Here is a 12,654-nt window from a genome sequence, read left to right as displayed (position 1 = left end):
CGATTAGCGATCGGCTTTACGTGAATACCAATTAACGGGACACTCATATTTTTCGAGTTGCGAGTCAACCCCGAGTGTCAATGCAAACAGTGCCATACGAATTAGCAGTCCATTGTCCGCCTGTCTGAAGATAGCGAGATTAGGATGGCTGTTCAAATCATTATCTAACTCATTAGCTTGCGCACGCGAATCCCGTGGCAGCGGGTGCATGATCACAGTGTTAGATTTGCAATGTTGGGTATAAATACTGCGATTCAAACGGAACTTACCGCGGTATTTGTTCGCTTCTTCCTGGGATGGGAAGCGCTCTTCTTGAATGCGGGTTAGATAAAGAATGTCGGCTTTATCTAAGTGGCCTTCAAGCTGGTCTGTTATTTTGATGCTATGGCCAGCATTTTCAATGTCGGAGATCACATAGTCAGGCATTGCTAACTCAGCAGGCGAAATCAGCGTGAAGCTGATGTTCTTGTACATGCACAGCAGGCGCGACAGGGAATGAACGGTTCGGCCAAATTTTAAGTCGCCCACCATAGCGATATGCATGCCATCGATACCACGGCCAGCATGGCTTAATTCTTTTTGAATGGTGAACAGATCGAGCAGCGCTTGAGTCGGGTGCTCGTTCGAACCATCACCACCGTTGATCACCGGCACGCGGCTACCTTCAGCAAACTCTTTCACTGAATAAGAGTCTGGGTGGCGCATCGCAATCACATCGGAATAGGTCGAGAGTACACGTGCGGTATCGTACAGGGACTCGCCCTTAGACAAGGACGATGAAGCCATGCCTGTGGTTTCACGCACATGGCCGCCGAGTAAGTTAAAGGCACAGCCAAAACTCACGCGGGTACGGGTACTTGGCTCGAAAAACAGGTTACCTAAAATGGCGCCTTCGAGCACCTTAGTGCGCTTCTCACGAAGTGCATAGGGCATCATACGATTGGCAACATTAAAAATAGTTTGGATTGAATCAAGATCTAACTGGTTTACGGAGAGGATATGAGATCCTTCGAACTGGTTCATCAGCCTGTTTTCCAATTGCTAGGGGGCGTTAAAGTGCAAGATTGCGCTCCGTGCCCTGATGTTGTGTAGGGTGGCTGAGGCGCGATTGTAGCAGATGCACAGGGGCAGCGAAATAGTCGCCGCGCCCTCGCATGGATTTTTTAGGGAGCTAATACAGGATTTTGTGAATCCAAGCCCATCTTTGCAGGGCTTAGACTTGGCCCGAGCGAATTTCCTGCTGTAGGTTCGACCAACTCACTACGCCCACTACATTGTCAGGCGTATCTTGATAGATAAACACCTCACCGCTGCGTCTGGGCGACAACAAGTTATACACCTCATCGAGGGTTTTAGTGTCACTCAGCCCCTGCATTGGATGGCGCGAGAGGGTGATGTTGTCATCGTAGGATTGCATCTCGAGGCTGAGCATTTCGATCACCCCATCGGCGTTACGCACTAACACTGGACGACCTTCGGCGCGTTTTAACACTTCGAGCAGCAGCTCGTCGTTGTTGTTGACTATAACGAAGCGTTTATCCATCAGGGCGCGCACGCCTTTTTTCTGTAGCGCCAAATTCACTGGGGCGACTTTATAGCCTAGACCCATAATTTCTAACTGCTTGAAGAAGATGGAGTTGGTTTTAAACCCTTGATAGGCAATCAAGAAGGCGGGAATAGTTACAAACATCGCCGGCAGAATAATACTGGCATCGTTAGTCATCTCAAGCAGTGCCACTAAGGCGGCGAGCGGCGCACTGAGGCAAACGCCCATCATGGCCGTCATGCCAATAACCGTATAGAGACCAACGTAAGGCGCAATCGAAGGGAATAGAATGGCGCTAACTAAGGCTAAGATGGCACCTATTAAGGCGCCGATACCATAGAGTGGACCAATCAAACCGCCTGGGATCCCAAGTCCGATTGCCGCAATCGTGGCGATAATCTTTGCCGCAAGCAGGGCGATGAGTAGCAATAAACTAGGGTGCTCGCTAATGGCTTCGCTGATGGCTAAATCCCCAGTGCCGAGGGCTTGGGGCAAGATTAAGCCAATCAGCGTAGTGATACTGCCCGCCAGCAAGAGCCGATAAATCAGTGGCCAGTTTTGCCCAGTGGCAGTGACTTTAAGGAGCGCGTAGTTGAAGAAGGCGGCCGCGCAGCCCAGTGCAATGCCGCCCAAGGCTAAAATGGGATAGTGATCCAATGGAATATGGATTACTTGAATACGATCAAACTCGTGCACATTACCAAAAACCAGCTGGCTGGAAACCGCACCACAAATCGCGGACAGCATAATCGGGAAGAAGTAATGCACCTTGTACTCGCGCACTATCACTTCGAGTACAAATATTACTGCCGCTAGCGGGGCGTTAAAGGTTGCTGCTATCCCTGCGGCAATCCCACTGGCGCACATAATTCGCACGCTATTGTCGGGAAGATTAAATTTTTCGGCCAACACGCTGGCACTTACGGCGCCAAGGTGAATGGCGGGGCCTTCGCGTCCTACCGAGAAGTTAGTCCCTAAGGCAAACAGCGCTTGAAAAAATTGCCCCGCGGCAGATTGCAACGGGATTTTGCCATAGTGCAATTTAACCCTATGTAATACATAGGCAATTCCCATGCGTTTGTAACGTTTGGAGCCGAGTTTGGCCACAATCCAGATCAACAAGGCGCCAAAAAGTGGCAACAGTGCTCGCCAGTCGGCGATGTTACCCGTAAAATCCAGCGTCTCGATTTGGGTGTAATGGTTCGCCCACAGGAGTAAGAGTCGAAACAACAGGATCACGCAGGAGGCGAAGATGGCGAATAGCAAGGCCAGTAAGCACAACTGCGCACTGATCTTGGCTTGGGATAAATGATCACGCAGCTCGTTAGTTAAGTACTTTTTAGCTGTGCTGATGGCGTCTTGAATCGCGGCTTTATTTATCGTTAATTGCACTGCATTGGCCTGAGTTGTATTGTATCGAACTCGTTCTTGAGTTGATTGTATTTTATATAAGGGGCTGTTACCTAATGCCAAATTATCATCGTTGGCTAGATCGGCTGCAAGTCATGGATCTAAAGTATCGTCCATCGACCAAGTATTTATTGTCCTTAGTCTTAGTGGCATTTCTGTTAGGTGCTTGGGTAAGCTTTATTGTGCTCAACAGTGACGAGCCCGTCGTAAAGCATATTGGCGGCGGTAAACTGCAACGTGTCACCGCGGAACTTGAGGCGCAAACCCAGGAACTTGCGACACGTAATTTAGAATTATCTGTCGAGCGTGAAGCCAATGCGCAAATGCAGGATATGTTTGCGCAGCAGATGAAAAAACAAAAAGAGCTGGAGCACGAATTAGCTTTTTATCGCAGTATTATGTCGCCGGATGACAATGCCGAAGGGGTGGCCATTCACGGTTTAGAAATGACGCCGGGCGCCTTAGCGGATGAATATAATTTCAAGCTGATTTTGACTCAACTCCAAAAGCGTAAACAGGCGATTCAAGGCCGCACCGAAATCACCCTAATCGGTGTGCAAGATGGAAAATCCGTTGAGTTAAGTGTGAACAAACTCACGGGTTCTAAGCTCGAATTTGATTTTCGCTATTTTCAGGTCATAGATACCAAAGTCACAGTGCCTGCGGGGTTTAATCTGGTGCAGGTCAAAGTCAAAGTTGTGGTGCCTTCGAGCCGCTGGACCAAAAATTCACAGACAGAACATGTCTATAGTGTCCCTGAACTATTACAGGGTGAAAAAGAACCGCGGGTAATACTTGAACAAAATAGTCAGGTAACGGATAATTTGCCCCAGAAAACTGATGTAAGAGGTAGTAATGACTGATCAAGCTGACGCAGCAATGCCTATCAAATTTACCGATGCGGCAGCCGCTAAGGTAAAGGGCTTGTTGGAAGAAGAGCAAAATCCTGCACTTAAGCTACGTGTGTACGTGACGGGTGGTGGTTGTTCTGGATTTCAGTACGGCTTTACCTTTGATGAAAAGGTCAACGAAGGCGACTTCACCGTTGAGAAGCAAGGCGTCCAATTGGTCGTCGATCCAATGAGCTTACAATACCTCGTTGGCGGTGAAGTGGATTACACTTCTGGCCTCGAAGGTTCGCGTTTCTTTGTGAAGAACCCGAATGCGACAACCACCTGTGGTTGTGGTGCAAGTTTCTCTGTATAAGTTTGTTCTACGCATGTAGTGAGCTGATATAGAAGATAAAAAAAGCCGTCGAGATGACGGCTTTTTTGTTGGTCTTTCAAGGGTTGCAAGTTATTGGCAAAGCAAGGCGTAATCGCGTTGCATTGGAGTTAATTCATAATATTCAGATTAAGCTTAGGTTTAAACCAAGCCTTCACTTTCTTATCGAATGCCACCCACACCTGCAATAAAGATAAGACAATCAACACGATAAAAATCACGTAATCGGGCAGCTTTTCTTGCCACTCGCCAAGATGCACTGTGGTTGGCCCGGCCACTAGGTTGTCGGGATCATAAAGGATCACAGGCAACATGCTGACTAGCGCCAATTGCACTAAGGTGTAACCCCTTAACATAATCAGTCCAGCCTTTTGGCGACCGATAATCCCAAGCACCATCAATAGGGTTAACAGGCAGAAAAGCACCCCTTGTTTGGCAATTAAGCCGCTAACCGATGCCGCAACATAGAGTAGCAGCAAGGCAATTAAGCGTTTAGGTAAACGGGCTTTCGCCAAGGACGGCGTAGCCTGAGTTGCCAAAGAGGATTCTTGCTCGCTCAGCGACATTGTGGTTTGCCCTTTTGATTAGTGGCTTTGTTTAGTAACTAAACGTTGATCTAATTCATAGGGTGGGATCACCACACCTAAGTCATCCTGTACTGGGAATACGGCAACGAACAGGTCGTCTTCTTCCATGCCAGGAACCCATCTGTCATGCCATTCATCATAGGGAATCGCTAAGGTTTGGCATTCGCTCCAGTCATCGACTGCCCAAGACTCGGCCGCTTCTTCGGTTGGCCACATTGGGATGCAATCTTCATCTTCTGTGGTCAGCATGACGCAACCATCTTGGTCCTGTAGCGTCCATAACACTTTGTGTTGTTTAACTTGTTCAACGAGGTAATCGTAACGACCTTCTGGAGTCATGCCAGCGGCTTCTGCAAAGGTTTTAACAGTCTTGCTCATGAAAATATCTCTTATGCGTGAATAGGGCGAAGCCTGTCGTGCCACTAACGTACAAACGCAGGCACAGCAAACTCACCAGTTGGCAAGATGGTAACATTAGAGCGGGGTTTGAAAAAGCACAACAGCGCCGCGAGGGCGCTGTTGCTAGCGGGGAATTACTTAGCGGCGTTGAAATAACGGTAAATCACGCCCGCGATAATCGCACCAACTATGGGGGCAACCCAGAAAATCCACAGTTGCGATACTGCCCAATCGCCAACAAAAAGCGCAGGGCCGGTACTGCGGGCCGGATTGACCGAGGTATTTGACACGGGAATGCTGATTAAGTGAATAAGGGTTAAACACAGACCAATCGCAATCGGTGCAAAGCCTTTAGGCGCACGCTCGTCGGTCGCCCCTAAAATCACTAATAAAAAGAACAAGGTCATCACGATTTCGCAGATCAGCACCGACATCATGCTGTAACCGCCGGGCGAATGTTCGCCAAAGCCGTTAGAAGCAAAGCCCGCCGCTAGACTAAAACCTTCTTGCCCTGAGGCGATTGCGTACAATGCGCCAGCACCGACAATACCGCCCGCCACTTGGGCAATGATATAAGGCAGGAGTTCCGATGCGGGAAAACGTCCGCCAGCCCAAAGTCCAAAGGATACCGCTGGATTCAGATGACAACCTGAGATATGACCAATCGCAAAGGCCATTGTCAGAACCGTTAAACCAAAGGCAAGTGACACTCCGAGTAAGCCTATCCCCACCTCAGGAAAAGCTGCTGCAAGCACTGCGCTGCCGCAGCCGCCGAGAACCAGCCACAGAGTGCCCAAAAATTCTGCCGCCATTTTTTGTGACATATTCATTGATTGATTTCCTATTCAGTCGATTTATGCCGACATGTGCTTAGCGCTTATTGCATAAATCCTTGTTTATCTTGCTGGTTAAGTTGAGCTAGATAAATAACCATTCCCTTAATTGAAGTGTTGCGCCTCCATATTGCTCAGACCTAAGTTGACCCTTACAACTAGAGAGTTGTGTATTTACTGCTTAGTTAACAATCACTTTAGCGAGTTTAGATGACACAACTGTGATCAAGCATAGATGGGTTTTTATATTGTGCATTTTTGATCATGGCTTATTGTACCAATCAACAGCTTTTTCTCGGGATATTAGCCATTTTTGTCTGTTATTTGCCTATGCCGTACAGAGGGCAATCCAGTGATTTAGGGAGTTTTCCTCCCAAATAACTTGCGCATTTAATTGTCTGATTATTCTTCTTTAATGTTTTTAAGTTTATGAAAATAAAAGAATAGATGTTTAATAGATATAAAACGGGGAAATAAACGAGGGGTATTTCGTTGCCGCTCTTTACTAGGCAAAGTAAAAGGACTGGGTTACTTAAATGTTAATTATGTGTTTGCCGTGTTGCTAACCATGATTAGACCAAAGTCCTTGAAGAAAAATCGCTGACTAAGGTTTTTGGATTAATTCAAGTAACAGAGCCAAATAACAACAAAAATGGTTTGCGATGTCTAAAAGTGAAGGTGGGAAGGATGAAGAAGAAACTATTGACCTTAGCAATACAAGCATCAATGTTTGGTATTGCCCCTTCGGTAGCCTGGGCTACCGATCCGATTGAAGTGAATACGGTGAATGAGAGTGCCAATCGAATTGAAATTGAGGTCGCAGATAAGCAAGAAGCTATTGAAAAAGTCACAGTAACAGGGTCGCGCATTAAGCGTGACAGCTTTTCCCTTAGTACCCCACTACAGGGGTTAGATGCTAAAGACATCGCCGATAGCGGTATCGGCTCATTGGCGGATATTTTAGTTGACCAAATTCCTGCATTAGCAGAAGGCGTTAGCAGCACAAATAGCCAATCGAGCGTACAAAATACGGGTCTTTCAACCATTGATTTACGTAACTTAGGTACAGACCGCACTCTGACCTTGATCGATGGTCGCCGTGTGGTATCAAACAGTTACAGCGGTAACTACATCAGTCTAAGCACTATTCCCGCGGCTATGGTCGATAAGGTCGAAATCATCACTGGCGGTGCGTCGGCCGTCTATGGCTCGGATGCGATTGCCGGTGTGGTGAACATTATTACTCAGCAGAATAAGACTGGCTTTGAGATAAATGCCCGTGGCGGCGAAACCACCGAAGGTGGTGGCCGCGAAACCACAGTGGATATGGGCTATGGCGCTGATTTTAATGGTGATAAAGGTTATATCTTCGCCAGCGCCACTTACGATAAGCAACATGGATTATTTGCAACCGACAGGGAAAGAGCCCTGTATGAGTCAAGTTTTGCCTACGATAAAAAGCAAATGTGTAATGCCATGAACACGGTCGATGGCGATCAGTGTATGCGTGATATAACCCGAGACGATTGGCGCGAGCGCAGCAACGACATCGTTGGCGGTCGCTTTAAGTCAAATTCTTGGTGGTACGATGGCACTGAGCTTAAGACCGACTTTAAAGAAGAGCGTGACGGTTACAACGGCTACACTACTGGTCTGCTAAAGGTTCCTGAGGATACCTTAGCCGCAGCGGTCAAAATGAACTATGACCTTAGCGACGATGTGCGTGCCAATGTGCAAGTACAATTTAGCCGCAATACTGCGTTTCGTCGTACCGATGCCGAAGGCCAAGATTATAACGATTCCGAGCTTTACATCGATCCTGAGACTGGCTTGCCAGGATCCATTGCTGCTGGCAGCATTTCACCAAATAATCCTTATGTGCCTGCCGAAATTGCCGCAACTGCCGGAAAGAGTATTAGCTGGGATCGCCGTTTCCAAGAAGTGGGGCCAGTCGAGAGCGATAACGAGCGCACAACCCTACGTACTTGGGCAGGATTACAGGGCTATTTATTTGATACTTGGACCTGGGATGCCTCGATTGGTTACGGTAAGTTCGAACAGCGTCAACGCCGCAGCAATGAGATCAGTATTCGTCGTCTGAAATATGCCCTCGATGCCGAATATGCCGCCGATGGCACGACTATCCAATGCGCCAGCGAAGAGGCTAGAGCCGAGGGCTGCGTCCCAGTGAATATCTTTGGGGAAGGTTCAATCAGCAAAGAAGGGGCTGACTATATCCGCGCCAATCCCTACATCAACACAGATATCACGCAATTTAATGCCCTAGGATTTATCTCCGGGGAATTGTTCGAATTACCCGCAGGTGGCGTGCAATCTGCGTTCGGTATTGAATATCGCCGTGATACCCAAGCCGTCGATACCGATAAAGCGATGCGTGGCGATGCGATTACCTTTAACGACGTACCGCCATTCGAAGGGGATGTGACAGTATGGGAAACCTTTGGTGAAGCGAATCTTCCCTTGTTAAGGGATGAGTCTTTCGCCCATAAGCTTGACCTAGATTTGTCATTGCGTCTTGCTGATTATAGCCAGAAAAACATTGACTTAATGTCGAGTTATCGCGCGGGTATCTTGTGGGAGCCTATCGCAAACTATGCCCTACGTGCTAATTACTCTCGCTCGCAACGTGCACCGAATATTACCGAACTGATTTCTCCACCCCGTGGGGATTACGACAGTATTCGCGATATTTGTGATGGAGTAACGGCAACTTCAACAGGGGCTGGGCATGATAGTTGTCGACTCGATCCGGGTATCGCTGCGGTCATAGCTAGCACTGGTAGTTTTGAGGCGGAAAGCGGTTCTAAGTATTCACCCAATGCTGGTAATGAAAATCTGACCGAAGAGACGGCGGATACCTATACCCTTGGCTTTACCATGGCGCCCGCCTTCCTAGAAGGTTTTAATCTGGCGGTCGATTATTACGATATTAAGGTTGCCGATGCCATTGGTTCATTAAGCAACGAAGATATTCTGGCCGAATGTTACAACTCCAGTAACCCCTATGGTGCCGATAACGAATACTGCCAGGTCATCACTCGTGATACTGAAGGGCAAATCACTCAAATTATCCAACAGGAGCTTAACCTGAATGATATCGTCACTCGCGGTGTTGATATTGCCATGGCCTACGAGTGGCAGCTGGATGGTTACGGTGAGCTAAGCTTAAAAACCAACTGGACCCATGTGTTGGAATTTAGCTCAAGTTATTATGGTGCCGATGGCCTAGTAGAAGATGACTATGTAGGTGAGCTTGACAGTGGCATTTTTGAAGACAGAGGCGCAATTTCATTGACTTGGAGAAACGATGATTGGCGTGTACGTTGGAGCGCTAAGTATAAGAGTGCCATGGTCGATAGCCACGAGAGAGTCGAAGAGTGGAACGTGCTGAAGGCAAAGAACCAGGCAAAACTTGACGCAGGTGATGATACTGCTGTGGCCAATCCAGAAACGCCAGCATTCCTATTCTACAGCTCGTATATCACCCACGATTTATCCGTGTCTTACACTATGGATGTGAGCAAGGCTGAATTACGTTTATACGGTGGTGTGCGCAACATCTTCGACAATCAAGGTCCTTGGGTTGCTGATACCGGTGATTTAGACGAAACGGGCAATGGTAACTACAACAGCGCCTATGGCGGTGGTGTGGGACGTTATGCTTACCTAGGTGCAGAGCTTAAGTTCTAATATCACTGAATTGATACTATTAACTTAAGTTTGCTCAACCGCATGTGGCTCCCTGCATGCGGTTTTTTTATTGCCGATAACCGTTAGACGCGTACATCAAGGGTTCGTCGCAATAGGTTCGATGCACGCATCAAGCCTATAACGGTATAGGCGAAACTAATCTTTGATACTCATCTGGACTGCCGTGTTTAACTTAAGCACTTAACATCAATACTTAGCACTAGTTCTAAATATTAGCTCCTAGCATAGGCTACTGATATTAGTCGCTCCTTGGGTCAGTGTATAAATATGCTAGAAGTAAGTCGGCTAACGGACAGGAAGCAGAAAAAGGTTAACAGAGGCAAAGGCTAAGTGCGTAAGTGAGGGATATTCTCAAGAATCTAGTATTAACACTGGGTCTTGGGACTGGCGATGACAGTAACTTGTTAGGCCATTGGCGGCTCGTTATGCCGCCAATGGCCTGAGATGTGTTCTTGTGAAATGTTAAGCGCTTACCAAGCGCATTGGTTTGTAGATTAGCGTATGGGCAGATTTGTCTTTAAGAACTGGCTTTGTTCCCATAGCAAATGTTCTAGGGATTCCTTAGCCGCATAACTGTGTCCTTCAAAGGGCAGAACAACTAACCTTGCTTTACCGCCAAGCCCTTGCATTGCATCGAATAGGCGTTCAGATTGCAGCGGGAAAGTGCCTGAGTTTTGATCCATCTCACCGTGAACCAAGAGTAAAGGCGATTTGATTTTATCAGCATAATTAAATGGAGACATTTGCTGATATATATCATTGGCTTGCCAGTAATAACGCTCCTCATTTTGGAAACCAAAAGGAGTGAGACTGCGGTTGTAAGCCCCGCTACGGGCAATACCGGCATAAAACAAATCCGTATGTGCGAGCAAATTTGCGACCATAAAGGCCCCATAGGAATGTCCGCCCACCGCGATTTGTTTGCGATCGGCAATGCCTAAATCGACCAAGGTATCGATAGCCGCTTGGGCGTTGGCAACGAGTTGTTCGCGAAAGCTATCATTGGGCTCTTTATCCCCAAGGGCTATGATGGGCATAGAGACTTTATCAAACACCGCAAAGCCTTCGGCAACAAGCGGGATCGGGCCTCTAGGGCTGATAGTGGGATATTGATTGGCGCTAAAACTAATTTGGCCAGCAACATCGGGATCGTTAAATTCCCGCGGATAAGCCCACATCAACACGGGTAAGGTACCTTGCGCCTTAGTGTAATTGGCGGGTAAGTAGAGTGTGCCAGATAGGGGAACACCATCGGCTCTGTTGTAGGTGACAAGTTGCTTTTGCATGCCCCGATATGCACTCAGTCCATCGGTTTGTTGGTATAGCAGGCTTTCCTTCGTGCCATTGATTAAGACAAGACTCGGAGGCTCCGTAGGGCTTTCACGGTTAATAATTATTTGTAATGGCTCAAGATTGAGCACATAGCGCACTGACTCCAATTGGTTAGTTGCAGACTGCCATAACAGTGATGATTCGCCTGTAGCGAGTGAGGTGCGTTTTAAAAATGGCTTATCGCCCTGAGGGGACGCCCCTTGGCCGTAGTGGAGTAGCTCTGTGGTTTGTGCTTGCTGCTGCAGGCGAACCACTTGCCCTTTACCTTGGGAATATAGCCTTGGGAATGAGCCAAGTTCTTGATATTTATCGCGCAGATTGCGTTCGTTCAAGGTATGTAACGAGCTTTGTCCAATACTTGAGTCTAGGCTGCTGAGTCGTAGTAACTGTGCTTTGCTATTGCGCTGCGTCACTAAGGCGATGTTGTTTTCCGCCCAATCGATATCGAGGATCCGCCATGGGGTTTTGGCGATCAGTTTGGCTTTTTGGGCAAAGGGGGCATCGAGTTGCCATAGACTGTCCCGTAGCGGCGCCTCCTGCTGGCTATCGCCCTGATCTAGAGCTTCGGTAAAGGCTAAGGTGGCGGCTTGCCCTTGAACCCAATGGAACATCCGCGGGCCGGGCAAAACTGAGTCTCGTCCTTGGGGCTTAGATTCTCCACTCTGGCTTTGGTGTAACTGAGTAATTCGTTGGCCGTTAAGTTTGTAGATCTCTGTTAAGATTGGGAAATCATAATACTTTACTTGAGTCGAGAAGGGCGTGGTGAGCTGACTCGTTAAGATATATTGACCATCGGGCGACACCGAAAACTCCTTAATAATGCTCGGTGTGGCGATGTTCGTCAGTTTGCCATCTAAATCTACCCTTGCCAGTTGACTGGTGGTCAGTTGGTTAAAGCGTTGTTTATCCGCGGCGGTTTTCAGTAGATCTTGATAGGTGCGCTGCGGACTATTTTTACCCGAGGTTTCCTTAGTTTTTGGGGCGATGGAAGCTTGAGTCTCAACCGTGTTGATCTCGGGTGCTATCACGAAACGCGCGAGCAGGGTGGTATTGTTAGCCCATTGATAGTCAAGACTTATGGTGCCATTAAGGCGCTCATCCGAGAGACGCTTATGCTGACCTTTAACGATGTCGTAAACATATAAGTAACCGCCCTCTGGCGTTAGGCTCACATAGGACAGATAGCGACTGTCGGGGGAAAACTGTAGCTCAGTAATATCATGGCCGCCGGGCAAGCTAATCATTCGCTGCTGATTGTTTTGAATATGAATTAGCCTGAGTTGGTGATAGCGTTTGCTAATACGGCTGGGTAAATATTGCTCTGCCGCGATACGTAACCCGGCGAGTTTCTGCTCTGGTATGGCCAACGTAGTAATACTGGGAGCCGAAATAGGGCTGAGCAATGCCAACCATTGGTGATCGTTTGAAAGCCGAGTCGTGAGGCTGGTACTGTGGTTAATGGTTTGCTGCAACGCAGAGGAAGGTTTTTGGTAGTCTTGTGCTAAGGTCTGTGGGGTAAAAATCGGACATAACATCATCCCGATGCAAATCAAGGCTAAACGAAGCATATTTGGGTCCCTAACAAAGTGAA

The 12,654-nt window shown here is 47.8% G+C and carries 9 protein-coding genes; 3 read left to right on the top strand and 6 right to left on the bottom strand.

The genetic code is table 11. The annotated features are described in order from the left end of the window. Positions 1–3: 3 nt before the first annotated feature. Together SHEWMR4_RS15160 and SHEWMR4_RS15155 are read right to left on the bottom strand one after the other, a co-directional pair. On the bottom strand, positions 4–1,023 hold the full coding sequence (locus tag SHEWMR4_RS15160; RefSeq protein WP_011623642.1) for an aspartate carbamoyltransferase: 1,020 nt from the start codon (positions 1,021–1,023) through the stop codon (positions 4–6). A 190-nt stretch (positions 1,024–1,213) separates the two neighbouring features. Then, positions 1,214–2,938 carry a chloride channel protein gene (locus SHEWMR4_RS15155; RefSeq protein WP_011623641.1) on the bottom strand — a complete coding sequence of 575 codons (1,725 nt, stop codon included), beginning with the start codon at positions 2,936–2,938 and terminating at the stop codon, positions 1,214–1,216. 74 nt (positions 2,939–3,012) lie between these two features. On the opposite strand from SHEWMR4_RS15155, the gene SHEWMR4_RS15150 reads away from it, so the two are divergent. Together SHEWMR4_RS15150 and erpA are read left to right on the top strand one after the other, a co-directional pair. Then, complete coding sequence (locus SHEWMR4_RS15150) at positions 3,013–3,819, top strand: DUF6776 family protein (protein ID WP_011623640.1); 807 nt, start codon at positions 3,013–3,015, stop codon at positions 3,817–3,819. Continuing rightward, positions 3,812–4,162 (top strand): iron-sulfur cluster insertion protein ErpA, encoded by a 351-nt coding sequence (gene erpA / locus SHEWMR4_RS15145; protein WP_011623639.1) that lies wholly within the window; start codon positions 3,812–3,814, stop codon positions 4,160–4,162. Before SHEWMR4_RS15150 ends, erpA begins: the two co-directional genes overlap by 8 nt. A 128-nt stretch (positions 4,163–4,290) precedes the next feature. Here erpA and SHEWMR4_RS15140 read toward each other — a convergent pair whose 3' ends face one another. The 3 genes from SHEWMR4_RS15140 to aqpZ form a co-directional block, all read right to left on the bottom strand. Then, a complete protein-coding gene (locus SHEWMR4_RS15140; protein WP_011623638.1) occupies positions 4,291–4,746 on the bottom strand; it encodes a hypothetical protein in 456 nt (151 codons plus the stop codon). A gap of 18 nt (positions 4,747–4,764) precedes the next feature. Next, positions 4,765–5,145, bottom strand: a complete 381-nt coding sequence (locus SHEWMR4_RS15135; protein ID WP_011623637.1) for a DUF2750 domain-containing protein — start codon at positions 5,143–5,145, stop codon at positions 4,765–4,767. A gap of 155 nt (positions 5,146–5,300) precedes the next feature. Then, on the bottom strand, positions 5,301–5,996 hold the full coding sequence (gene aqpZ / locus SHEWMR4_RS15130) for an aquaporin Z (RefSeq protein ID WP_011623636.1): 696 nt from the start codon (positions 5,994–5,996) through the stop codon (positions 5,301–5,303). A 690-nt stretch (positions 5,997–6,686) separates the two neighbouring features. On the opposite strand from aqpZ, the gene SHEWMR4_RS15125 reads away from it, so the two are divergent. Next, entirely contained in the window at positions 6,687–9,710 is a 3,024-nt protein-coding gene (locus SHEWMR4_RS15125; RefSeq protein ID WP_011623635.1) for a TonB-dependent receptor plug domain-containing protein, read from the top strand. Positions 9,711–10,225: 515 nt separating this feature from the next. Here SHEWMR4_RS15125 and SHEWMR4_RS15120 read toward each other — a convergent pair. Continuing rightward, positions 10,226–12,631 (bottom strand): prolyl oligopeptidase family serine peptidase, encoded by a 2,406-nt coding sequence (locus tag SHEWMR4_RS15120; protein ID WP_011623634.1) that lies wholly within the window; start codon positions 12,629–12,631, stop codon positions 10,226–10,228. Positions 12,632–12,654 lie beyond the last annotated feature (23 nt).

This window comes from Shewanella sp. MR-4, from assembly GCF_000014685.1.
GTDB lineage: Bacteria > Pseudomonadota > Gammaproteobacteria > Enterobacterales > Shewanellaceae > Shewanella.
This window is presented reverse-complemented; position numbering and strand designations above follow the sequence as displayed.